Annotated in this window: 16 protein-coding genes; 7 read left to right on the top strand and 9 right to left on the bottom strand. The window is 43.8% G+C overall.

Annotated features, from left to right (window positions below):
* Nucleotides 1-55 precede the first annotated feature (55 nt).
* The 3 genes from recC to recD are packed head-to-tail and all read left to right on the top strand — an operon-like array spanning nucleotide 56 to nucleotide 9,671.
* Nucleotides 56-3,811, top strand: a complete 3,756-nt coding sequence (recC, locus tag CXF80_RS01265) for an exodeoxyribonuclease V subunit gamma (protein ID WP_101030366.1) — start codon at nucleotides 56-58, stop codon at nucleotides 3,809-3,811.
* Complete coding sequence (locus tag CXF80_RS01260; RefSeq protein ID WP_101030365.1) at nucleotides 3,811-7,611, top strand: UvrD-helicase domain-containing protein; 3,801 nt, start codon at nucleotides 3,811-3,813, stop codon at nucleotides 7,609-7,611. The genes recC and CXF80_RS01260 overlap by 1 nt, the downstream gene beginning before the upstream one ends.
* The gene (gene recD / locus CXF80_RS01255; RefSeq protein WP_101030364.1) at nucleotides 7,605-9,671 is read left to right on the top strand and encodes an exodeoxyribonuclease V subunit alpha; all 2,067 of its coding nucleotides are present in this window, start codon (nucleotides 7,605-7,607) and stop codon (nucleotides 9,669-9,671) included. The genes CXF80_RS01260 and recD overlap by 7 nt, the downstream gene beginning before the upstream one ends.
* Nucleotides 9,672-10,067: 396 nt before the next feature.
* Here the strand turns inward: recD and CXF80_RS01250 are convergent, their stop codons facing one another.
* Nucleotides 10,068-11,381 (bottom strand): hypothetical protein, encoded by a 1,314-nt coding sequence (locus CXF80_RS01250; protein ID WP_157822163.1) that lies wholly within the window; start codon nucleotides 11,379-11,381, stop codon nucleotides 10,068-10,070.
* Between the two features lie 864 nt (nucleotides 11,382-12,245).
* On the opposite strand from CXF80_RS01250, the gene CXF80_RS01245 reads away from it, so the two are divergent.
* Nucleotides 12,246-13,181, top strand: coding sequence for a DUF4382 domain-containing protein (locus CXF80_RS01245; protein ID WP_157822162.1), 936 nt, complete (start codon nucleotides 12,246-12,248; stop codon nucleotides 13,179-13,181).
* 246 nt (nucleotides 13,182-13,427) lie between these two features.
* Here the strand turns inward: CXF80_RS01245 and CXF80_RS01240 are convergent, their stop codons facing one another.
* The 3 genes from CXF80_RS01240 to CXF80_RS01230 all read right to left on the bottom strand — a co-directional run bounded on the left by CXF80_RS01240 (nucleotide 13,428) and on the right by CXF80_RS01230 (nucleotide 17,483).
* Complete coding sequence (locus tag CXF80_RS01240; protein ID WP_101034637.1) at nucleotides 13,428-13,649, bottom strand: penicillin-binding protein; 222 nt, start codon at nucleotides 13,647-13,649, stop codon at nucleotides 13,428-13,430.
* Nucleotides 13,650-13,901: 252 nt separating this feature from the next.
* Nucleotides 13,902-14,939, bottom strand: coding sequence for a sodium:calcium antiporter (locus tag CXF80_RS01235; RefSeq protein WP_198554718.1), 1,038 nt, complete (start codon nucleotides 14,937-14,939; stop codon nucleotides 13,902-13,904).
* 711 nt (nucleotides 14,940-15,650) lie between these two features.
* Nucleotides 15,651-17,483, bottom strand: a complete 1,833-nt coding sequence (locus CXF80_RS01230) for a DUF885 domain-containing protein (protein ID WP_198554717.1) — start codon at nucleotides 17,481-17,483, stop codon at nucleotides 15,651-15,653.
* Nucleotides 17,484-17,953: 470 nt separating this feature from the next.
* Between CXF80_RS01230 and CXF80_RS01225 the strand changes: the two genes are divergently transcribed.
* The 3 genes from CXF80_RS01225 to CXF80_RS01215 all read left to right on the top strand — a co-directional run bounded on the left by CXF80_RS01225 (nucleotide 17,954) and on the right by CXF80_RS01215 (nucleotide 20,140).
* Nucleotides 17,954-18,388, top strand: a complete 435-nt coding sequence (locus tag CXF80_RS01225; RefSeq protein WP_101034634.1) for an excinuclease — start codon at nucleotides 17,954-17,956, stop codon at nucleotides 18,386-18,388.
* Between the two features lie 161 nt (nucleotides 18,389-18,549).
* Nucleotides 18,550-18,900 (top strand): YkgJ family cysteine cluster protein, encoded by a 351-nt coding sequence (locus CXF80_RS01220; protein ID WP_198554716.1) that lies wholly within the window; start codon nucleotides 18,550-18,552, stop codon nucleotides 18,898-18,900.
* Between the two features lie 229 nt (nucleotides 18,901-19,129).
* The gene (locus CXF80_RS01215; RefSeq protein ID WP_101030361.1) at nucleotides 19,130-20,140 is read left to right on the top strand and encodes a D-alanine--D-alanine ligase; all 1,011 of its coding nucleotides are present in this window, start codon (nucleotides 19,130-19,132) and stop codon (nucleotides 20,138-20,140) included.
* A 79-nt stretch (nucleotides 20,141-20,219) separates the two neighbouring features.
* Here the strand turns inward: CXF80_RS01215 and CXF80_RS01210 are convergent, their stop codons facing one another.
* Genes CXF80_RS01210 through CXF80_RS01190 form a run of 5 tightly spaced genes read right to left on the bottom strand, consistent with a single transcriptional unit; the run spans nucleotide 20,220 to nucleotide 24,244 of the window.
* The gene (locus tag CXF80_RS01210; protein ID WP_372491452.1) at nucleotides 20,220-20,819 is read right to left on the bottom strand and encodes a cytochrome c3 family protein; all 600 of its coding nucleotides are present in this window, start codon (nucleotides 20,817-20,819) and stop codon (nucleotides 20,220-20,222) included.
* An 8-nt stretch (nucleotides 20,820-20,827) separates the two neighbouring features.
* Nucleotides 20,828-21,292 (bottom strand): nitrate reductase cytochrome c-type subunit, encoded by a 465-nt coding sequence (locus tag CXF80_RS01205; protein ID WP_101030360.1) that lies wholly within the window; start codon nucleotides 21,290-21,292, stop codon nucleotides 20,828-20,830.
* An 11-nt stretch (nucleotides 21,293-21,303) separates the two neighbouring features.
* On the bottom strand, nucleotides 21,304-23,793 hold the full coding sequence (napA, locus tag CXF80_RS01200; RefSeq protein WP_101034631.1) for a nitrate reductase catalytic subunit NapA: 2,490 nt from the start codon (nucleotides 23,791-23,793) through the stop codon (nucleotides 21,304-21,306).
* A gap of 2 nt (nucleotides 23,794-23,795) precedes the next feature.
* Nucleotides 23,796-24,053: a chaperone NapD gene (locus tag CXF80_RS01195; protein ID WP_101030359.1), complete on the bottom strand. Its 258-nt coding sequence runs from the start codon at nucleotides 24,051-24,053 to the stop codon at nucleotides 23,796-23,798.
* A 32-nt stretch (nucleotides 24,054-24,085) separates the two neighbouring features.
* Entirely contained in the window at nucleotides 24,086-24,244 is a 159-nt protein-coding gene (locus CXF80_RS01190) for a periplasmic nitrate reductase, NapE protein (RefSeq protein ID WP_101030358.1), read from the bottom strand.
* Nucleotides 24,245-24,749 lie beyond the last annotated feature (505 nt).

Raw genomic sequence — 24,749 nt, 5'->3', positions numbered from 1 at the left:
GATGAATTCAGACAGAGTCCATAGAATGAATTAATCTCAAATTAGCGGGTTGCCCATGCTTACTTTAATTCAATCTAATCAGATGGAAGTGTTATCTGAACAACTGGCCAAACTATTGGCCATTCCCTTAGATAACGTCAGTTTATTAGCCAGTGAGCATGTGTTAGTTCAAAGTCCAGGAATGTCGACTTGGCTACGCTTAGAGATTGCTAAACACAATGGTATCGCTGCCGCATTATCGTTCCCTTTGCCATCAAGTTTTACCTGGCAGTTGTGCCATGACTTGCTGCCTAATGTGCCAAAAGATAACGCCTTTACCAAAGCCGCCATGACGTGGAAATTGATGGACTTATTACCCAGTCTGTTAGATAACCCAGACTTTAGCCCACTTAAACAGTATTTATCACCTCAAGTTAATAGCACTATTGCCGCATCAACTGATGTTGCTGATACAGATGTAGGTGTAGACGCGAATACTGATACCGATGTTAATACAGCAAATACCCACGCCTTATTGCAACTCAATCAGTCACATGACGCGATTAAGCTGTTTCAATTGTGTGGCCGTATTGCCGATATTTTTGACCAATACTTAGTCTATCGACCCGAGTGGATTTTAGCGTGGGAGCAAAACCAGCCATTATCGAGCCTAGACAATCGCCTTACATTAGATGAAAACCAACAATGGCAACCGATCCTGTGGCGGGCATTAATCGACTATAACCAACACCATTTACACGCCAGCCATTATCATCGCGCCAATTTGCATGCCGACTTAATCGCAACCTTAGCCAATCCAGACACTGACTTATCCATGCTACCCGCACGATTATACGTGTTTGGTATTTCCTCCATGCCGCCGCAAACTCTGGATGTCTTGTATCACTTGGCCAGTCGTATTGACGTTATTATGTTATCACTCAGCCCTTGCCAGCATTATTGGGGCGACATTATTGAACCCAAAACCCGCGCTCGCATGGCACTGCAATACGCCAACAAAAAACAACTCGACCAAGACTGGGAAGACAAGCTAGAAGTGGGTAACCCGATATTGGCCAATAATGGTCAAATGGGCCGTGAGCTACTCGATTTAATGCTTGGCCTACCGCCAGAACATACCGACTTTGGTTACGATTGTTATGTGGAACCCGAGCCCAACAACCTGCTACACGGGGTGCAATACGATATCCTACAAATGGAAACTCTTGGGCAACCATTAGGGCCAAATGCAGATTTATACCAAGATATTCATGCTCGCCGTGAATTATTACCCAGCGATGATTCGATTACGCTGCGCAGTTGCCACAGTGCCCTGCGAGAAGTAGAAACCTTACATGATCACCTTTTAGCGTTACTGTCTAACAACAGTGAGTTAACCCCGAAAGACATCGTGATCATGATGCCCGATGTGGCCGCTTATGCCCCCTATATTGATGCGGTATTTGGCACCGCCAACAGTCAGTATTTTGCCGATAAAAACCCGCAAAAAGGCGACTACTATATTCCCTATGCCATTGCCGACCGAGGCGCGGCGCAAGAGTCACCATTAATTAATAGCTTTTTAAGCCTGTTAAACATCAATCAAAGTCGCTTTGGCCTAACGGACATTATCGGTATTTTAGAAGTGCCAGCCATTTTGCGCCGCTTCCAACTCGATGATGACGAATTGTCATTGATCCGCCGCTGGTTAGATGATGCCAATGTGCGTTGGGGACGCAGTGAACAAACTCGCAGCCAATTAGGCGTGCAACCTTTTGCACAAAACTCATGGGCATTTGGCATTAAGCGTTTAATCCTAGGTTACGCCTTTAACGACGAGGCCGACATTTACCGCGACACCTTAATGGTACAAGGCATTGAAGGTCAGTCATCACAGGCATTAGGTAAACTGCTCAACTTTTTAGAAACCATTGACCGCTATTTTACGTTATTTGCCAGCGACTTCAGTACGACTGAACGCCTCGAGCAATTACAGCAGTTACTAGCCGATTGTTACGACACCGACGATGATGAACGCGAGCAGATTCAAGCCATTCGCGACGCCTTGGTTACCCTCGACACCGAACTTGACAGTGCCGGTCATCAAGGCCAAGTGAATATCGAAGTGTTGAAACAATGGTTTAATCAACGCTTAACGGAATCCCGAGTCGGCCAACGTTATCTTGCCGGCAGCGTCAATTTTTGTACTTTAATGCCCATGCGCTCTATTCCCTTTAAGGTGGTGTGTTTGCTGGGCATGAATGACGGCGTCTATCCACGGGTACAACATCCTGTCGGGTTTGATTTAATGGCCCATTTTGGCCCTAAAAAAGGTGACCGTTCGCGCCGATTAGACGACCGATACCTGTTTTTAGAGGCGTTATTGTCAGCCAGAGAGCAACTGTATATTAGTTATATTGGCCACAGTGAACGCGATAACGCTGAGCGTATTGCGTCGATGTTAGTCTCTGAGTTAGTGGAATATTGCCAACTAAGCTACCTGCCGCAAAAAATGGTGCAGCAGCTTGAACAGCAAGCTGATATCAACCTTGATGACGCCGACAAAGCCGTATTAACCCAGCTCATTCAAGCACAACCATTACAACCTTTTGACGTTAAACTGTTTCGCGACACACAACAAGCTGTCGATAGCTTAAGCAAATTACAACACAGTTTTAATGCCCAATGGTGCCCGCCACCAGCCAATGCGACCATCAATAATCACTTTTTCCAGCAAGCATTACCTTTATCGGTCGAACAAGCCGATGAGGTATTTGCCCACACTCAAATCAATAGTGAAGGGATTAAAGTGGTCGAGCTTGAGTTATCGTCATTAATCCGTTTTTATCGTAATCCGGCGCAATTTTTCTTTAACCGCAGTTTAAAAGTGGATTTGTCGCTCAATATTCAAGCCGATGACAACGACGAACCCTTCAGCTTAAATGCACTCGAGCGCTATTTACTGCAATCAAGAATGCTCGACAATGCCATTGAACACCAACTCGACAGCCCTGATAATGAGTTGCTCAGCAAGCTCAAAACCAGTGGTGAATTACCGATGGCGCCGTTTGATGACTTGTTAATCAGCCAATATTTACGCGATATATCGCCATTGATTAATCGGGTGCAGTTTTTACAAGATCAACAAGCCATGCACACTTTACATGTGGATGTTAACTTTGATCTACTGGTGCAGGATTTACCAGCACAAGAGCATGCACCAAAGGTGCGAGTGAATCTTGTCGGGCGTATTGACGATATTTTGCCTAAAGGTTTAGTTAATTACCGCCCAGGCACCGCCCACGGACGTGATTTTATTCGAGTATATTTACGCCATTTGTGCATCAATGCTATGGCTAATTCGTCAACGTCGGGCTTAGGTAAAAATCAATTTAGTTACCTACTCGACATTGGTCATTTTCATGCCTTTGCACCAATTACTGCCGAGCAAGCCAAAGCGCAATTGATGCGCTTTATCACTGGTTTTATTCAAGGCCAAGCTCAACCCTTGTGTTTTATGCCTAAAACAGCTTTTACCTATGTTGAAACCGAAGGCGATCATGATGAAAAGCTGCTCAAAGCCCAGCAAAAATGGGATGATGGCCAAAATAAATTTGGTGAAGGTCACGATCCACATAACCAGCGGTTATTTCATTTCCCAGACGACTTTGGTGAAGCGACATTTGGCGCGTTAGCCAACCAATTACTGCAGCCCATGTTAAGCCAATATCACAAAGATAAACTGGCGGAATTAGAACCCTTTGTCAGTGGCACAGCAGTAGACATTCAAGCGCAATTCATTTCCAGCGCAGCCCAACAAGGAGCGCAATAATGGAGCCTATTAACGTCGCACCGCTAAATGCCCTCACCTTACCTTTTTCCGGCTCCAGCTTAATTGAAGCCAGTGCGGGTACCGGCAAAACCTATACTATTTCAGGTTTATATTTACGCTTGTTACTCGGTCACGGTGAGCAATCGCCGTTAAGTTGTGAGCAAATTTTGGTAGTCACCTTCACCAACGCCGCCACCGAAGAGCTGCGAGACCGTATTCGCAAACGGATTAACTTAGCGTTTAAGCGTTTTTTAGGCTTAGCCGTTAATGATGACTTTATTGAACAACTTTACCAAGACACCTCAGAGGCTCAGCGCCCAATAGCCTTAAGACGCTTAGATTTAGCCTTAAAGTCGTTAGATGAAGCGGCTATTTTCACCATTCATGCCTTTTGCCAACGGGTGTTGTCCGACATGGCATTTGAATCATCATTGTTATTTGAGTCAGAGTTTACTCTCGATGACAGTGAGTTTTTACACCATGCGGTGCGCGATTTCTGGCGTGAAGTCTGTTATCCATTGCCACCCTTTTTGGCTCAAGCCATTAGTGATGTGTTTGCAGAACCCGATGTTTTAGCCCAAAAGCTGCGACCATTATTAGGTGCCAGCCAAGCTGTGCTATCAAAACAACCACCAGCCTTTGAAAAACTGCAACAACAGCTAAGCCAAAGCATCAGCCGCTTTACCTTACTTTGGCAAAGCCTGCACGACAACACGCTGGAATTATTACAATCGTTACCCTTAAACGGCCAACGTTTTGGTAAAGCCGCCGACGGCTACCCTAAGCTTAGCCAACTGTTTGACAGCGTGACTAACTGGGTTAAATTTGGCCAGGGATTACCGCCATTAAAAGCGCTTGAACAGTTAGCATTGTCCGAGCTAAAGCTCAACAAAGGTGGCGTGATCCCGACGGCAACTGAAGCGCCATTACTGGATCATATTGAGCGTTTACTGGAACTGATTAACGAGCTGATCCCGTCGTTTTTAGTGCGTGCCCGTGAGGGAATACGTCAGCGTTTTGCCGGCCAAAAACAGCAACGCAACTTAATGACCCCAGATGATCTGTTGCTCAGCTTAGCCATGGCGCTAAGCCAAAATCCAATCACCCTCGCCCATGCCATTGCTAAGCGGTTTCCGGTGGCGTTAATTGATGAATTCCAAGACACCGACCCACTGCAATTTACTATTTTCAATCAGGTGTATCAGCAGCCGTTAGCCTCACAACTTGAGTTAACCCCAGATACGTCTGCTAAGGCTCAACAAAATGATACGCCTAAAGGTCACTTAAGCTTATTAATGATTGGCGATCCCAAACAGGCTATTTATGCTTTTCGTGGCGCTGACATTTATACCTATATTGCCGCGCGCCAACAAACTCAAGCGCATTATAATCTTGATACTAATTACCGCTCATCGACTCAGTTAGTTAATGGGGTTAATCAGTTATTCAGCCAACATGACGATCCTTTTATTAGCCAAGCCATTCCTTATGATAGTGTCAAAACACCCTCATCGGCGGCCAATAAACACCTTAGCGAAGCTAAGCCAAATCCCGCAGCACTGCGGATCCGCTTATTAGCAGAAGACGATGTTAACGGCCTAAATAAAACCACCGCAAGGCAGCGCTTAGCCGCTGATGCGGCCAGTGAAATAAAGCGCTTACTCACCGAAGCACAACAAGGGTTATGTAAAGTCCATGCAAGCCTAGATCATCCAGGCGAGCCGTTAATCGCTAAAGATATTGCTATATTAGTGCGCGACCGTAATGAAGCCGCAGTAATGAAAGCCGCGTTATCAGCCCGTAAAATTGGCGCAGTATTTTTAAGCCGGGACAGTGTATTTAACACCATTGAAGCCCGTGAAATGGCGATTCTACTGTACGCATTAGCCACGCCCAAAGATGAACGCGCTATCCGCGCCGCACTCGCCACCGAACTGGTCGGTTTTAATGCCCAACGCATTCATCAATTTAATCAGAATGAAGAGCAACGTCAGCACGTATTAGATCAATTTCTACATTGGCATCAGTTGTGGCAACAGCGCGGCGTAATGCCAGCGCTGCTTAACTTTGCCAGCGAAACCCAACTGATCCACCGCTATTTGTCGCAATCATTAACCTCCGAGGCCATCGATGTTGATGACCAGTACACTAGCATTGACAGTAACTTCAATGATGCTGACGAAGACAACGCAGCAGATTTAAAAGCATCAGGTGAAAGACGCTTAACCGACTTTAGGCATTTAGCCGAATTACTGCAGCAAAAAGCCACTGAACTCGATGGCAGCAGCGCGCTTATTAACTGGTACGAGCAACAACTGATTGGTAACAATGGTGGTGATGAGCAGCAACTGCGCTTAGAAAGCGAACAGAACTTGGTGCAAATTGTCACCATTCATAAGAGTAAGGGCCTAGAGTATCCAGTGTGCTTTGTGCCGTTTGTCAGCTTAGCCCGTGGCAATAAAAAACGCCCAGCACCGATGATGTACCATAAAAATGAGCAGCTTATTTGGGATGTCGACGCCACCGACGAAGGCTGGGAGCAACTGAAACAAGAAACCCTCGCCGAAGATTTACGCCTGCTGTATGTGGCGTTAACTCGACCGGTTTACGTGTGTTATGTGTATATTGCCAACCAAAGCCGCCTGTTAAAGGCTGGGATCAGCAGCCAGTTGCATGAAACCGGTATCGGTTATTTATTGGGTATTACCGACAAGAAAACTGACTTTGCCCTTATTCAAGCCAGAGTGAATGCGATTGCGACCTTACCGGCGATGAGTGTGCAATGTTTAACCAGCGATATTGACGATTCAGTACTCGCAGATATCAATGATAATAATGACGCCTTAATGGCCAAAAAAGTGACTCGAGCAAAGAGCCTAGCTTGGCGGGTCGGCAGTTATTCAGGCTTAGTCAAACATTTGCCACATGAAAGAGTCGCGCCCGGCGCCGATGATGAAGATTTCAGTGATGAGTTAATTCAATTACAGTTGCAAGATGACGTTATCACCGAACCGGTACTGGATCGCTTTAGTTTCGAGCGTGGCGCCAATGCCGGTAGTTTTATGCATCTAGTGTTAGAACTGTTTGATTTCACTCAAGCCGACAACGAACTGCCACCGGCGCTGGCTAAAGCCATGAAACAATATGGTTTTGATGAATCGCTTTGGCATGATCCCTTAACGACTTGGTATCAGCAAATATTAACCGCACCGCTGTTTGACGCCGCACCATTGGCTGCTATAGATAATAGCCAAGCTCAACCCACTTCGGCGGTGACATTGAGCCAATTAGGCATGCAGCAAAAAATGGTCGAAATGGAGTTTTACTTACCGATTTCAACCTTACCAGCAGCGAAACTAAATCACCTTTTGCAGCAGCACGGTTATGTCGGCGGACTCGACTTTGACACCTTAAAAGGCATGCTAAAAGGCTTTATCGATTTAACCTTTGAACACCAAGGACAATTTTATATTGCCGATTATAAGTCCAATCATTTAGGTGATAAATATAGCGATTACACCTACTCGGCAATGTCTAAAGCCATTGATAGTCATCGCTACAATTTACAATACATCCTCTATACCTTGGCGCTGCATCGCTACTTGTCGCTCAGATTACCAGACTATAATTATCAGCAGCATATTGGCGGCTGTTATTATCTGTTTTTACGCGGTATGCATCCACAGCACCCAGGTGCTGGAGTATTTTACGACAAACCACCGCAAGCATTAATCGAACAACTCGACCGCTTATTTTCAGGTCAGACAGACAATAGTGCCCCGGAGACATCATCATGTTAATGCTCAGCCACCCGATCACGCAGTTACTCGACCTTTGGCAACAGCAGCGACTCATTACTGCGCTCGATAGGCATTTTGCGCTAGAGCTGGCCAACATTGAAACCATCAATAACGACCCAAGCATTACCGAAGCACAATCGCAGCTGTTTTTACTCATTTGCGCCTTGCTCAGCCAGCAATTGTCTAATCAGCACAGTTGTTTAGTCGTTGATCAAATTGATTTAGGCAACCCCATGGCAGAAGATAGCCATCGTCACGCTGAGATCAATTGCGCTATCAAACTCAACCATCAACAATTGATTGAGCAAATATGTTTATTCGACGCTGTAGGTCAGCCGGGCGATAACACCCCGATGATTTTTGAGCATGGGCGCTTATATTTAAACAAGTACCATTTCTTTGAAACTCAAGTGGCCGCTAAGTTAACCCAACTGGCCAATCAACCGATTGACATCAACGTTAATAACAGCACCGTCGATAACACCAACCTGCCGCAACTGATCGAGTGCTTATTTACCGCAGAAAACAGCCATAACAGTCAATTTAACTGGCAAAAAATCGCCACTGCCACTGCATTAGTCAAGGCATTAGCGGTGATCACTGGCGGCCCGGGAACCGGTAAAACCACCACAGTGACTAAATTATTACTGTTACTGTTGACCCAATCGGCGCTAACAATCCGTTTGGTCGCGCCCACAGGCAAAGCAGCAGCAAGGCTGAGTGAGTCTATCAAGGCGTCAAAACAGCGTTTATTGCAAGAGCTAACCCAAGTCACCGACCCAGCATTGGCGAAGATATTAATCGATTCGCTAAAACAAATTCCAGAAGACGCCTCAACATTGCATCGATTACTGGGAGTGATCCCCAACTCGCATCAATTTAGGCATCATCAACATAATCCACTGCGGTTAGATTTATTGGTTGTCGATGAGGCATCAATGGTCGACTTACCTATGATGTATAAACTACTTAGTGCCCTGCCGCCTCATGGCCGCTTGATATTACTAGGCGACCAAGACCAATTAGCATCAGTAGAAGCTGGCGCAGTGTTAGCCGATATTTGTGTTGGCTTAAAACAACATTCTAACCAAGCAAACTCATCACCGTGGTCAATGCGCTACAGCGCAGCGCAAGCCAAACTAATTGAGCAATTAACCCAACAAGATGTTAGCCAGTTTATTGATCCACAACCTAAGATTGGTGATAGTTTATGCATGCTGATGCACAGCCATCGTTTTAAAGGCGATCGGGGGATTGGGCTATTAGCGAGTGCGGTCAATCAATCTAATGTGAATGCAATTCGCCAAGTATGGCAGCACGACTATGCTGAATTAAACTGGTTTGAACATCAACATAATGCCCAAGGCGATAACAGCGGCAAACAAGCGTTATTGGCGTTATCGGTACAAGCTTATGGTGAGTATCTGAGTTTGGTACAACAGAATCAACAGGCCATTTTAGCGCAAACAGATTTAGCAGACAGTGTCATAACATTGCCACATTCAGAACAAACCATCATCGACAGCTTCAATCACTATCGGGTGTTGTGCGCCATGCGCGCCGGTGAGTTTGGTGTCGAAGGGATGAATATCGCCATCACCGACAGCCTTAAACAGACCAAACTGATTAATCCACAAAACGAATTCTATTTAGGTCGACCAATCATTATTCAAAGTAACGATTACAACTTAGGCTTATTTAATGGCGACATTGGCTTAATTTTACAAGACAGCACTAAGCCAAGTCGCTTAATGGCTCACTTTGTGATGGCCGATGGCAGCCTGCTTAAAGTGTTACCAGCTCGCTTACCGAGTCACGACACTTGCTATGCCATGACAGTACACAAGAGCCAAGGCAGCGAGTTTGATAGGGTCAGCTTTGTATTACCCCATAAACCCAGCCCCGCCCAATGGCAGCTACTCAGTAAAGAACTGCTTTACACCGCCATCACCCGCGCAAAAAATCATTTCTATTGTTTAGGCACGAATATGATATTTGAAAAAGCCAGTAAACAAGCGACATCGCGAGCATCGGGGTTAGCTTGGAGATTGTGGGGCTGATTGTGGGGCTGATTGTGTGGAGAGCGTTTGCGGGAGTAATTTGGGGGAAGAGTAATGCTACAACGCGTGTTGTTGGGCTAACACGCAGGTTTACTATTCAGACTGGGTTTTTCGTCATACAATCAATCTTTGTAGCGGCAAGTCAAACAGAATGACGGATAACAGCACTTAGACCTACAAAAATAATGGTGGACAACTGAATGATTGAACATCGCTAATCGATTTTATATTAAGTTGATTATTCTACTGTTTATTAGTTTTTGTCGGGCTTGGCCGCGATTTGACTCAATTTATTCCACTTCTATTAAAAAAGGGGCGATTTCCAACCCCTTTTTTTTCATTTTCTAACGGTTGTAGCTCGGATAAGTGTGGTTTGCAGCAAATCACGTTTATTGATTACTTTCTGCCACCCCCTTGTGTCACTTTTATGCTGGTGGTTGCGGTAACGTCGTTGTTGTTGGGGTTTGCATCATCTGCGCTAGCCACTGTGGCCGTCCAGTTAATGGTAGCGGCATAACCAAGGTCAATAATGAAGATTTGAGTGAACGACTCACTTCTGTTGGCACCTAGATCAGTGAATTCAAAAATCCACGGTGAGCCATTGATAGTACGTCCATTTGTCTCTTCGGCGCTTACCGTAACGGTACCGGAAGCAGCGTCTGGCCCTGCATTGGCGATGGACACAATAAATTCTCTGCCCTCTTCCATGCCGTCTATCATGCGCACGGGTACCTGTAGACCGGATTCATTACTAATCGATAAGTCATAGGTGATATTGCTCGAGGCCACGCAAGATATAGGGGTGGCATAATCAAGCGGCATCGGCCAGTTGTGCATGAAATTAATCACGGCGCGAGTATCATCAGCTGATTGGGCAAACCCACCGATATTACCGCCAGTGAAACCAGCAGCAATACCCTCTCCAGTAGTTGAATCGGCCATATCGGCAACACAATGCCCATTTTCAGCAAAATTATTACAGAACACTGCCTCTAGGATAGAGCCCTTTTTGATGAAGAATCGATCTAAATTATCAGGAGTGACGGCCAAATACTCGAAGAAGCCAAAGCTTGTATCGCCAAGTATATAAGCGGGTCTGGGCAGTGATTTAGCCTCACTTGAGAAGTTGTCTAAGCGAGCATACCTATAATCTCCGAAGTCCAAGAAGACTTTAGTGACAGTTTCCATATTACCTTTTACTTCTTCCCTGTAATCCTCATATAGTTTGCCAAGGATAGTGTCATCCACTTCCGTCAGACCAAATATCTGATTGAGATAGACAATCAGATCCACATTAACTTCGCCAGACTTTCCAGACGCTGTACCGATCCCCCTTGCTGCGGTGTTAAGTACATCAACACCTTCAGGTAAACCAACACCTATGTCACCCGTCAGCATCAGTTGCCTGTAGATAGCTAGATTCTGTATTGGCGAGTCGATAGTGCTGGTCACTACTATTGGCGCAGTCGGATCAATGCCATTTTCGACCGTGTTAGCAACTAAACGTCCGGCGGGATCGAGAGTGACACAATCTGCGGTGGACAAGCTCACAATCACGTCGTCTAATTGAGATTCAAATACTGATGAACCCGATCTAGCAACATTTATACGACCAAAATCAACCTCCTGTGTACAGCCCGTGCATTCAGCGGCGACTGCGCAGGAGTATTGATCGATGCTACTAACAACATCTTTTCCACCTATTTTCACCGCGCAACTCGTTGGACACATAGTATCGAAGTCGTTGGACACATTAAAAGCGATGGGTTGTCTACATAATCCCCCCCAGACCTCTAAACCAGTCTCGGGATCGATTACAAGCTGTGGTTCTGTTGGGATGGGAACACCGTTTTCATCCCGATAGAGAATAACTAGCTCCTTATAGTCAGGTGTATCTCCACTTTCACCGTCACTACCGCCTCCACCTCCTCCACCGCCCCTTCCACCACTGGGGGCAGCACTGATATTAGCAGTAATGATTAAGCAGGTAATCAGAAGCAGTGCAATGTAACTTTTCAAGGCAAAAATATATTTTTTCATTTTATAACTCCCTGTCATTTAGATGTATAACAACGATTTGCAAAATACGCATTGGTCCAAACTTATAAGATAATTACGTAATAATATTGTTGTTCAGGAATCATCCTCTTAGTGCTGTCAGCGACCCAATGAGTTAGCGGTAATTATTAAGAATTCGCTCATACCTCTGAGATTACGGCTAAGTTAAAAATATTTGAATCTTGGCTTATAATCCTCAGAATATAATATTTACCGCACATGATAAGATTAGACTGCGTTAAACCGATAAACTAAAAAATAACACCCCAACTTGCTCAAATATTGACCAAGATCAATTTGTGTCCGGTTCGCAAGCGTATCTTAAAACTAGGGTGAAATCGCGAACGTTTTTTGAACAGTATTAGTTTGTTTAATGAGCTGCCATAGTTCATCAAGTCTTCATAGCTTGAACGATTTCTTGTTTTTTGTTTGCAGGTTAAGCGTAGCGTTCAAAAAGCAAGCTCTCATGCGATAGCCCTAACCTTGGAAGTGTGTTAAATGGCGAGGGAGGTTAAAATGAATAAGATTAAGTTTGCAATGACTTTGACAGCAGCATTGATCCTATGTGCTTGTAATAGCGATGATGCTACAGACAAAGGTGAGTTGACTATCGCGATATCAGACGCACCAATGTCAGGTGTTAACGAAGTAGGCATGGTGTTAGATCAGCTTGTTGTGAAAAATCAACAAGGTGAAGAGCAGCGTATTACGTTGCAAAATCGTGAGTTTAATTTACTACAGTATCAAGGAATGGAACGTAATTTGGTGCTGAATAAATTTCAACTCAAAGCAGGTCAATATAATGATGCATATATCAGCATCGTACAAGGTGATGGTAATCAAGGCTCATATATTAATAATGCCCAAGGGCGCTTTGCTCTAGAAGCCGAAGAGGGAAAGTTACCACTTCGAAATTTCCAAGTAACCGCGAACAAGAACTTGGAAATGACAATGGAGATTAATCTCTATAAAGCGTTAACCCAGCAGCAAGATAAATTCCAATTGCGACACCGAGGCGTGTGGTCTGTCGATAATGCAGATATGGGGCATTTACGTGGTGATGTTGATGCTCAGTGGATTGCAGATTGTGAAACTACCTATGTCGATTTGGCTGACAATGGTATTTTTGAGCATCTAGCCTATCTATATCCAGCAAAAGTGACTGAATTATCCATGATGGCCGATATGGGATCGACTCCGCCTGACGGGTTAACTGAGCCGATTTCAGTGGGTCCTGTTTTTCAGGACAACCTAGGTGATTGGCACTTTACAATGGGTTACTTACCGGCTGGCGATTATCATGTGGGATATACGTGCCTAGGTCATCTTGATGATCCTGAAGCAGATAATATTACAGATGGGCCATTTGTAATATTTAAAGATGCTGGCGCAGTTACCGTCGAGGCGGGCACGACAGGGGGACATCTAAATATTATGGATTGCAAAGATTAGTGGCCTGAACCTAAGGACCTATTTATTCATGAATGGGTCCTTTTTAGTTTTAGTTTTGTCAATCCTTATAATCGTGCCACCCATTTTTCTACCCTTGAAACATTCACCCAAAACACTAGATTAAGCAACCCAAGACGTTACCAAAAAATGGGTTGTCGACTGCCAGCACGTCACTGGGTTACCTGCACTACTATTACCGTTCCATTTTTATCGCTATATCACCTAACAACACTCAACACCACTAAATCAATATGATGAATTGGGCGTGCTCTCAGGGTTGATTTCACCGTAAACCTCTTCAGGATCAACATCATTAATCAATAACATTTCCCTAACGGTTTCAATGTGATCTAATATCTTTTTGTAATCATCACCATACTCATATTTAGTGACTTCAATTGATTTAGGCATGTAGATAAACGCAATTTTCAATGCGTTTAAAGCAGGTCCATTCATTTTTTCACTCATTTCCTCACTCATATAAAAAATTCCTCATCTAATTGTTTGGATTTTAAAGCGCCTTATTTAACTTGACCACTTCACGCAGACTTGCGATTGATTGTGTAAGTAAAAACCAGGCGAGTTATGTCGGTCCGCTGGAGTAAAAATAACCATGCTACATTATATGGCCCAACTTTCTCTAGATACCTTTGGCTAGCTTATTAGGCCGCTCTCTCATGGTTAACATCCCGTATTTCAACAAAAGGATTTTGAACCGCGCTACGGGGATACAAATAAAGTCGCTATCCCTCCGAAATACAACATCAGCAAAATAACACTTTCCAAACCAATGTTCCCTAGCCCGTGGCGCTCACGATAGATCAATCCCATGATAAGCACACATGTCATCAGCATCGAGTTGGCGAGCCAGAATTGCTCGGCGCTCGAAATGGCAGCATAAATAGAGCCTTCTCTATAGGCTAAATCCGATGCTGCGATGAATAACGTATCAAATGCATTGCCGCCGATAATATCACCGACAGCCAAGTTTGGCGCGCCCATCCTAACCGCGGTGATGGCGACAACGAGTTCAGGAACTGACGTCGAGACGGCCGTAAACACTCCGCCGACAATGCTGTGTGACAAACCCGTTTTATCCCCAAGAGGTATTGCAAGTTGCGCGAGACCCCAACCAGCCAAGGCGACAATAGCCGCATAGCCGATAAATTGTAGCCAGAGCCTCCAAAGGTGACGGCTGCGATAGCGGTGACCCGCGGGTTCTGATGCAGTGTCTGCCGTCTTTCTCGGAAACCACATCGGCATGTGGTGCATACGGGCCAGCAGATGAACACCAAAAATATATGCAAAGATCACAATCACCGTCGCCGGATGGACGGCGAAGAAGCTGATAGTCGGGAAAGATAACGCTAGCGCATGGATGCTTAGTAAGGTCAGAAGAAAGGCTGACATGAATAGATTTTCAGCGGATGCAGCTGCGTGCTCCAGGTTCGCGCGCTTGTATGCAATATCAGCTAAAGCAAGAAACACGGTTTGTGCCGCTATGCCTCCTAAGCCGTTGCTTACTGCCAGTTCCGCGTATCCCGCGGCAGCGGCTGAAACGGAAGTAGTGATCCCAGACAGCGATGTTGATGCACCAATGAAAACCGCTCCCATAAGTGCTTCACCTAAGCCCGTATTGTGGGCAAGGTCGCGTGCGGTTTTAGTCATCTTGATACCAAACCAACCGATGATAGTTGTGATGCCAGCGAAGGCTGTCACAACAACCGCCAGCGACCAGCTGCCTGGGTCGACTATCATGTGAGTACTCCAAACATCCTGTTAGAACTCAATAATAGCAGTCAACAGCCTTTTTTGAATACCTATGATTGAGGTAAGTTTGCTAGCTTAATAACCCGTTTGGAATAAACACAGACGGCGCCAGTGAATCTGTATTCAAGATAACAATTTAGTCTTCATGGGTTGTTCTTTTTGCAAGGCATAAATCGCTTGTTGGACTTGGCCGATGCTTAATCCAGATTATGCACTTTTACGACTATTCAAACGGGAATAAGATAGATTTCATTCATTAATTACCCTCGAGATGTGTAATCGTCGTGACCAATATGGCAGGTCCAACTCAGCAGAAAGGCTTAATACTAATCAAGTTAAAGAAGTGGTTAGTTTTATAAACTAGTATTTAAGCACAGAGCCAGTGTTGGCTGGATGAGGTCCCTCTGCCGGTGTTTTTCAAGCTCGTTTTCACTCTACACTTTCACCATCTTCGGTTAATGTCAGTAAAGCACCTACTGCATTTTTAAATGAATGGCCAAATTCGGTGATTATTTTCAACCTATTTTCTGCAGGCATATTCAAGTAATAGCAAAATAATAATGAAGATAATGGTGTAATAACGAGGCGGGATTACCGGGACAAAAAGTTAACAAACCAGTTGTGATGCAACTGGTTTTTAGAGCGTAAATCAAGTTAACAGCTCTGATTGAGGCTAACTTATAGCTAACTTATGACGACTTATGTCGTTTCTGCTTGCTTGGCCGCAATATAACTGTCGATAACCCGCTCAAGTAAGTCCAGAGGCATCGCGCCATTTTTTAAGACTGCATCATGAAACTCGCGTAGATCAAACTTATCGCCTAAGCTGTCTTTTGACTTTTGACGCAGCTCTAAAATTTTCATCATACCCACTTTATAAGATGTCGCCTGACCCGGCATTACAATATAGCGCTCAATTTCAGACACCACATCGCGCTCAGCACGGCCGGTATTATTGGCCATATACTCGATAGCCTGCTCTCGGGTCCACTTTTTATGGTGAAGCCCTGTATCGACAACTAACCTTACTGCTCGCAGTAACTCATCCGTAAGACGACCAATATTATCTGCAGGTTTTTTTTGAAACCCTTGCTCATAGGCTAAGCGTTCAGCATAAAGAGCCCAACCTTCGTTGTAGGCGGTAAAAGGGGCAAAACGTCGAATAAGTGGCATACCTTCCAGTTCCATCGCAATAGAAACTTGAAAATGATGCCCCGGGATCCCCTCATGATAGGCTAAGGTTCTCATGCCGTATTTAGGCGTTGTTTTGATATCGTACAAATTAGCGAAGAAGCGTCCTGGACGAGTACCATCCAATGATGGACCTTGGTAATACGCACCTGGTGCTGTTTTCTCTTTAAATTCAGGAATACGGACCACTTCCATTCCCGCTTTAGCGCGAATATTAAATGTCTCACCTAATCCTTGGTCAACTTCATCTAATATTGTTTGATAATCTTTTAGAATTTGTGCGCGGCCTGCATCGGAATCGTCATAATAAAACTCTGGTCTGGCAGAAAACTCATTCATTGCCGCCAAATATCCATTTGAAACATCAACGCCTTCAGCGTCAAAAATGGCCATCATTTCTAGGTGAATACGCGCCACCTCAGACAAGCCCAAGTCATGAATATAATCTGCGCTGTAATCTGTAGTGGTAAAAAATCGCAATGCTAATTTGTACGCTTTATCACCATCAGGCAAACGCCAGTAACCATCGTCAATACCGGCTTTCGTTTTTAAGGTATCAAAGTAATCAATAAACAGGTCATAAGCTGGGTATACCGCATCACGAATAGCGACATCGGTTTGGGCTAAAATAGTTTGTTTATCTTCGTCACTGATGTCCTCAGCTTTATCCATTTTGGTTTGTAATGAGGTATACAGAATATTGTCTGTGGCAGGAGTCGCGATAAAACCGCGCATTTCATCTAACACGCGATCAATAACAAAACGTGGAGGAATGATGCCCATTTGTTCGCGTTTCTTAAGCCCCAATAAATATTGACCAAACTTGCGATTAACTTCTCCTAATCGTGACAAATAATTGTGCGCATCTTCTAGAGTATTCACTTGGTGAGTCGATTCCATAAAGCTTGGAAAAGCGCTTTGAATACCAAACATTTGGTTAGCGGGATAATTATGATATTGATATTTTTTGAACTCATCCAACATATCTAATAAATACAAGGCCACGTCTTTCGACAGTTGTTGATTTTCATCTAAATCAACATTTTGATATTGCATTAACCCCTTACGAAACTCGACCAATTCATCAAACATAGCTTGATCGTTGGCGGGATCAACATTATCTAAGTGAGCGTTATGACCTGTTATGCCTACTGACTCCAGAAAGCCTAATGACGTTAATGTTTCTGGGTCTTTAAAGGCCATTTTGACCAATGCTCGGTCGAGATAAGCCCTAAATAAAAAAGGTTTGTCTGCATACCATTCGTGTGCGGCAAATCCCCCACCCAGTGTCGCTAGTCCTAAGGTACCTATTGCGATCCATTTTAATGATTTCTTAATCATATCCATTCCTTTTGAAATACCTACATGACGAAAATAAGCATGACGATTATTACGTTAATAATGACAGTCGACATTGTTAACAATAAGTTAACACGCAATAGGTGAGCTTGCAGAATTTTGATATTATTTCAGGAATTTAAACAGTAACCGAGTGTAAATACCCAAACAAAATTGAAGCGAGCAAAGTGGACCAACGATGCCATTTCTCTTACGCCTGTTCTTCTAACTGAATAACATCATTTTTTTCAGCTTGGATGACGATAGCCTTTTGTGACTATTTGACGAGGAAAAGCACTAGGCTTAATCAATGACCAGATGAGTGAATCTTTGTTTTATCAAATTTTATTATCTACCTACAGGGTTAAATAATCCTTATTGATAGTCGTAAAATCAGTGAGTTAATGTTATTTTGCTTCGAGCAATGGATTTCTATCGCCTTAAAACAACAGCAATTAAAAGGATTTAACCCCATGAAAAACACGCTAGCGGCCATCACACTGGCACTTTGCTTAATTCCAGCCACCTCTTTTGCCCGCGATGATATTGGTAATTACTCTGTCACCGATGCATTAAGCACAGAGCAAGCAAACAATAAACTTGGCACAGATATAAGCTTTTATTTTGGCGATCAAGTTTATGGCGAACCTCAGCAGCAATTTGGTGAGTTCAGTACTAGCAAAAAAACTAATGCCTTTAATAAATCAGATCTTGAAGCCTGCCATTGGGTATTTTTATCGGCAATGATTACGCTCAAAGAGCGTGCAATTAAAGAGGGCGGTAATGCTGTCATTGGAATAAAATCTAATTATAAAAACAATCTGACTAGCAGCAATGACACTTTCCAATGCGGTGCAGGCACTTTCGTTGCTGGCGTTGCACTGACTGGCAAAGTGGTCAAATTGTAACCCATTAACAGCCAAGCATTCACCGAATTGCTTGGCGAAGTCTCAATATAATGATTATTTAACCTCAACCAGGGCACAGATGTGCGGTTATTTAACCAAAAATAACGTCATCGCGATTAATTTACGGTATGCTTAGCAAAAATGTTTAACAGCAGCCATTAATGCCCACCAATATCATTACTATGTTCCCTGAGTCGACCGATAAGTCAGCGACTCCCCTAGCAATAAACTCTGCAGAACAGCCCGTAGCGGTGACGTGTTCAACTTGCCAAGCCTGTTGCTGCCGTCTTGAAGTGATGCTGATTACTGAAACAGGGGTGCCTGATGAGTATATCGATAACGATTCTTGGGGGGGAGAAGTGATGCTGCGGCTCGATGATGGTTGGTGCGCGGCGTTAGACCGAGACACTATGATGTGTTCGATTTACGAAAAGCGTCCGTTAATATGCCGTGAATTTGAAATGGCTGATTATGAATGTATTATTGAGCGTAAGAAATATTTACCGGAATAAATCAACATGACTAAAATATCATCACTACATGTTGCTGAGCGTAAATCGTGGCACCGAGCCTTCACAGCTTATTTTATTAAAAAATCTGCTCCCAAAGCTGAAATAATGTTAACGCTTGCTTGCACTTTATAGCCGTCGGTCTTTATCATAAGTACAATTTTTCAGGGCGAATAACCTTGCTTGTTCCGGCCCATTTCCAGCTTATATTTTACCTTTTCCAGGAGTAACCATGCCAAAAGTCAATCTGCTGTTATTATACGGCGGTGGCGGTGCTGAACATGATATTTCGCTGATGTCGGCCCGTTTTTTTGAGTCATCTCTGGCTAAGTCAGATAAATTTTCAGTACTTAAATTAGTACTCGACAAGCGCGGACATTATCATACAGAAGACGGTAAATCATGCGATTTAACCAACCGTCGTGAAATCCGTTTTGAAGATGACCGCTCCCCAATATGGCCTGTTGATTATGTTATTCCGTGCATTCATGGTTTTCCCGGTGAGACAGGCGATATCCAATCTTACTTTAATTTAATCCAACTGCCCTACTTTGGTTGTGAGTCAGAAGCATCGAGCAACTGTTTTAATAAAGTCACCGCAAAAATGTGGTTTTCGGCCTTAGGCGTCCCTAATACGCCATACATTTTCTTGCACCAATTAAATGCTGATGCGATTAAACAAACCGAAGCGGCATTTGACAATTGGGGCTCGGTATTCGTGAAAGCGGCCTCGCAAGGTTCATCGGTCGGTTGCTATAAAGTCGATGTGAAAGCTGATATTGCCAACGTGCTACAAGACGCGTTTCGTTATGCCCCTTATGTCGTGGTTGAACAAACGATCCATGCGCGTGAATTAGAAGTGGCCGTTTATGAGTACCAAGGTAATGTGGTGGCAACCTTGCCTGGGGAGATTATTTGTAATACCAATACTTTTTATTCGTTTGAAGAAAAGTACGCCAAAAATAGTCAAGCTCGTACCGACGTAGTGGCAGATAACCTCAGCCCTGAAATCAGTCAGCAAATTCGTGACTATGCGGTAAAAGCATTTAAAGGAATGAAATTACGTCACTTATCGCGCATCGATTTCTTTTTAACCCAAGATAATCAAATCCTCCTAAATGAAATCAATACCTTTCCAGGATTAACGCCTATTTCAATGTTCCCGAAAATGTTGCAAAACCATGGTCACGATTTCACTGAATATTTAATTGATGCGATTGGACAACAGCTTGATTTAACGTAAGCGTTTTACTTAAGTCAGCTCGATAAAATAAACAAAGGCCAGCAAATTGCTGGCCTTTATGATGACATTAACCAATAAGTTAGAACCCTTCTACACCCGCCATATCAGGTAATTCGTGTGCAATCCCCTTATGACAGTCGATACAGGTTTTTTCACCGCTAGCCAGAGACGTTGAATGCATTTGTGATGCACGCGTAGACTGACGAGTGAAATCCATATAATCAAAATTATGGCAGTTTCGACACTCTAACGAATCATTGGCTTTAAGGCGTTTCCATTCATGCTCAGCCAGCTCGCGACGCTTACCTTCAAACTTTTCACGCGTGTTAATCGTACCAAATATTGTACCCCACACTTCCTTAGACGCTTGCATTTTACGGGCAATTTTATCGGTCCAGTTATGTGGTACATGACAATCTGGACACGTTGCACGTACCCCACTGCGGTTAGTAAAGTGAATGGTGCTTTGTAACTCTTTATAGACGTTATTTTCCATCTCATGGCAACTAATACAGAATTGCTCACTGTTGGAGAGTTCTAAAGCAGTGTTAAATCCACCCCAAAAAATTACTCCAGCGATAAACCCGCCGATAGTCAAAAAGCCTAAACTGTAATGGACACTCGGACGACGCAATACTTTCCACACCAGTTTTAGTTGCTCAAACAGTTTTGCAAACATAGTCACTCCTAATGCTTAACCGCGGCTTTCGCTTTAATTAATTGTTCAATATCGATAAAGTCATTTTCAACTAGTAACTTGGCATCTAATTGCGGTGCATGACATTGAGTACAGAAATAACGCCGTGGTGATAGATTAGTTAAGAAGTTATTATCCCGATCCATATAGTGAGTCACACTGACCATTGGCGCGGGTGAGCCACTGGTACGAGAATGACACTGGAGACACTTATTCACTTTAAGATCAATTTGATAACCATCAATTTTATGTGGGATAATCGGTGGTTGCATCGGATAACTACGTACCTGCTTAACATCGTTATTGACCACCTTTTGCATCGCAGGTGGTGTCGGTTCGATATTGATTGGTGCTAAACGTAATGTGTCGATTTTGTCTTCAGGTACGCTGGTAGCCATTACACTTACAGAGAAACCTAATAACGCGATAATCGATAATAATTTACCTGTTTTCATGGTCTGTCTCCTTAAGCCTTAACAATTTTTACGGCACATTTTTTAAAGTCTGTTTGTTTTGACAGTGGATCTGTCGCATCTAACGTTACTTTATTAATGAGTTGGCTGGCATCAAACCAAGGTACAAATACTAAGCCAACTGGCGGCTTATTACGTCCACGGGTTTCAATACGGGTTTTAATCTCACCACGACGAGATATCACTCTAATTTCATCACCACGGCGTAAACCACGCTTTTTAGCATCATCTGGATGCATAAAACACACCGCATCAGGGAAGGCTTTATAAAGCTCAGGGACACGTTGAGTCATCGAACCTGAATGCCAATGTTCAAGCACACGACCGGTAGACAACCAAATATCGTATTCTTCATCTGGCGACTCGGCAGCAGGTTCGTAAGGTAATGCGAAGATAACCGCGCGGCCATCAGGCTTACCATAAAACTCATAGTCGCTACCGGCTTTAACATAAGGATCAGAACCTTCACGGAAACGCCATTTCGTTTCTTTGCCATTAACGACCGGCCAACGTAAACCATGCTCTTTGTGGTACACATCAAAGTCAGCTAAATCGTGACCATGGCCACGGCCAAAGGTAGCGTATTCTTCAAACAAGCCTTTTTGGACATAAAAACCAAAGTGCTTAGCTTCATCATTTAAATATTTTGGATCAGCGTCGGCTAATGGGAATTTATCAACGTTGCCATTTTGATAAAGCACTTCATATAAGGTTTTACCTTTAAATGAAGGGTTAGCCGCTAACACGTCAGCTGGCCATACTTCGTCAGTAGTGAAGCGCTTTGAAAACTCCATTAACTGCCATAAGTCTGACTGTGACTCACCTGGGGCCTTGACCATTTGATGCCAAAATTGGGTACGACGTTCAGCGTTACCATAGGCACCTTCTTTTTCGACCCACATGGCTGTAGGTAAAATCAAATCGGCAGCTTGAGTGGTGACGGTTGGATACGCATCAGACACCACGATGAAGTTTTCTGGATTACGATAACCCGGCAAGCCTTCTTCGTTAATATTGGCGCCCGCTTGGATATTGTTGTTCACTTGAACCCAGTAGCAATTGAGATCGCCGTCTTTTAAGCGACGGTTCTGCTCAACCGCATGATAACCCGGTTTAGGCGGTATAATGCCACTTGGAATATGCCAAATCTCTTCGGCACGCTTTCTGTGCTCAGGGTTAGTCACTACCATGTCCGCAGGTAAACGATGTGAGAATGTGCCCACTTCACGCGCGGTACCACAAGCAGAGGGTTGACCTGTCAATGAGAATGGGCTGTTACCTGGAGTCGAAATTTTACCCACTAGCAAGTGAATATTATAAATCAGGTTATTACACCACACACCACGAGTATGTTGGTTAAAGCCCATGGTCCAGAATGAGGTGACTTTACGGTTAGGATCAGCATAAAGCTCAGCCAATTCGATGAGCTTATGTTCTGGTACACCCGATAACTTACTGACTGATTCAACATCGTAATCGGCAACATATTTGGCAAATTCGTCAAAAGTCATCGGCGTAGAATCACCTGCCGTCGCTACGTTTTTGGCCTTCTTCTCCAATGGATGCGTTGGGCGTAAACCATAACCAATGTCAGTGGTTCCCTTACGGAAGTTCACGTGTTTGTTGACAAAATCTTTATTCACTTTGTCATGTTGAATAATGTAATTGGCAATAAAGTTTAGCATCGCCAAATCGGTTTGTGGGGTGAACACTATGGATAAATCAGAAAGATCAAATGAACGATGTTCAAAGGTAGACAATACCGCCACCTTAACGTGTGGCGCACTTAGACGACGATCGGTAATACGAGTCCACAAAATAGGATGCATTTCGGCCATGTTTGAGCCCCAAAGCACAAACGCATCGGCCGCTTCCATATCATCATAACAACCCATTGGCTCATCAATACCGAAGGTGCGCATAAAGCCACCGACCGCAGATGCCATACAATGACGGGCGTTAGGATCGATATTGTTCGAGCCAAAACCGGCTTTCATTAACTTAACCGCGGCATAGCCTTCCCATACGGTCCACTGACCTGAACCAAACATACCAACCGCTGTTGGGCCTTTGGCTTTTATGGTGGCTTTCCAACGTTCAGCCATAGTATCGAATGCTTTCTCCCATGTAATAGGAGTAAATTCACCATGTTTGTCATACTTGCCGTCCGTCATGCGTAACATTGGCGTTTGCAGACGATCACGTCCATACATAATTTTAGACAGGAAATAACCTTTAATGCAGTTTAAGCCGCGGTTAACTTCACTTTTAGGATCGCCATGAGTGGCAACGACTTTACCATCGCGAGTGGCAACCATGACGGAACAACCTGTGCCACAAAAACGACAAGGGGCTTTGTTCCATTCTAATTTGGTTTGTTTAGAGCTAGTGATCAGATTACTTGCGCTCGTTGGTAACGCTAAGCCCGCAACACTTGCCGCTGCGATAGCGGCATTGGCTTTCATAAAATCGCGTCTATTCATATTCATACTTCACCTTCTTCAAGCTCTTCACTTTGGTGATACACCATGGTGGCAGTCAACACACCCGGAATAGCATTAATCGTTGATATATCATCCATCAAGGATCTTTGGCTCGGGCCTTCAACGACGACGACTAATTTAACGTCATTATTGGCTGATAACTCAGCATTCTCGATCGCCATAATTTGCTGTCTTACGTCAGCCATTTTATCTGGGTGTACTTGGACAATTAGGCTGGTTACGTGCAGTTCATTGCTCATATATCGCTCTCATATTGTTTATATTTTGAGGATTAACCCGCGCCTGGCGGCCCGGTTAAAATTTGGCTAAACCAGATGCTAAATCCAAGTGCGCTAACCAGTAACACAGATAAAATGGGGGCTAAAAAAACAGTCAAAAAGATAAAAATCTTTAACTCCAGACCCTTTTTGCTTTCGGTATCATTACTCATGGACCCTCCAAGAGTGGGGGATTAAAAGCAACAAATTATCATCACTTTGCTGCTTCATCATTAGGACTCGTGAGAATTTTAGCGCTAATCAAAGAACAAACTATATACTCACAAATTGGTAAAACGAGGTTAATATGATCTAGATCATCAATTTACATAAATCATTATCAAGTTGAGGGTTATTAAGCATAAATATTGATTAAATAAAGACTTACTTACCGATGTTATGACCAACTTCACCCTTTACTAACATTGAGTATAAGACACAATGATACGCTTCCCGCGATTAAAGGTTAGGTAATGGTTGATAGCCGGGGTTTGAAATGTGCGCTGAGGCGTTAGTGCTTGAATAAACAAATCTTAGTTGCAGGGATCCTTAATTGACTAAACAAGACTCCCTATCGCTAGCAGAATTTAACCGTCGCGATGTTGTTGAATTGCGCAAGAGAGGACTGAAATGACACTTGTTGTAACATGGCGGCTCGGGTATTGATTATGTAAATGA

It is taken from the genome of Shewanella sp. Actino-trap-3 (assembly GCF_002836275.1).
Taxonomy (GTDB): domain Bacteria; phylum Pseudomonadota; class Gammaproteobacteria; order Enterobacterales; family Shewanellaceae; genus Shewanella; species Shewanella psychromarinicola.
The sequence above is the reverse complement of the archived record's forward strand: the minus strand, read 5'-3'. Positions and strand labels throughout refer to the sequence as shown.

Coding starts and splice junctions, on each gene's coding strand:
- recC (WP_101030366.1), top strand. CDS start 56: ATGCTTACTTTAATTCAATCTAATCAGATGGAAGTGTTATCTGAACAA.
- CXF80_RS01260 (WP_101030365.1), top strand. CDS start 3,811: ATGGAGCCTATTAACGTCGCACCGCTAAATGCCCTCACCTTACCTTTT.
- recD (WP_101030364.1), top strand. CDS start 7,605: ATGTTAATGCTCAGCCACCCGATCACGCAGTTACTCGACCTTTGGCAA.
- CXF80_RS01245 (WP_157822162.1), top strand. CDS start 12,246: ATGAATAAGATTAAGTTTGCAATGACTTTGACAGCAGCATTGATCCTA.
- CXF80_RS01240 (WP_101034637.1), bottom strand. CDS start 13,649: ATGAGTGAAAAAATGAATGGACCTGCTTTAAACGCATTGAAAATTGCG.
- CXF80_RS01235 (WP_198554718.1), bottom strand. CDS start 14,939: ATGATAGTCGACCCAGGCAGCTGGTCGCTGGCGGTTGTTGTGACAGCC.
- CXF80_RS01230 (WP_198554717.1), bottom strand. CDS start 17,483: ATGATTAAGAAATCATTAAAATGGATCGCAATAGGTACCTTAGGACTA.
- CXF80_RS01225 (WP_101034634.1), top strand. CDS start 17,954: ATGAAAAACACGCTAGCGGCCATCACACTGGCACTTTGCTTAATTCCA.
- CXF80_RS01220 (WP_198554716.1), top strand. CDS start 18,550: ATGCCCACCAATATCATTACTATGTTCCCTGAGTCGACCGATAAGTCA.
- CXF80_RS01215 (WP_101030361.1), top strand. CDS start 19,130: ATGCCAAAAGTCAATCTGCTGTTATTATACGGCGGTGGCGGTGCTGAA.
- CXF80_RS01210 (WP_372491452.1), bottom strand. CDS start 20,819: ATGTTTGCAAAACTGTTTGAGCAACTAAAACTGGTGTGGAAAGTATTG.
- CXF80_RS01205 (WP_101030360.1), bottom strand. CDS start 21,292: ATGAAAACAGGTAAATTATTATCGATTATCGCGTTATTAGGTTTCTCT.
- napA (WP_101034631.1), bottom strand. CDS start 23,793: ATGAATAGACGCGATTTTATGAAAGCCAATGCCGCTATCGCAGCGGCA.
- CXF80_RS01195 (WP_101030359.1), bottom strand. CDS start 24,053: ATGAGCAATGAACTGCACGTAACCAGCCTAATTGTCCAAGTACACCCA.
- CXF80_RS01190 (WP_101030358.1), bottom strand. CDS start 24,244: ATGAGTAATGATACCGAAAGCAAAAAGGGTCTGGAGTTAAAGATTTTT.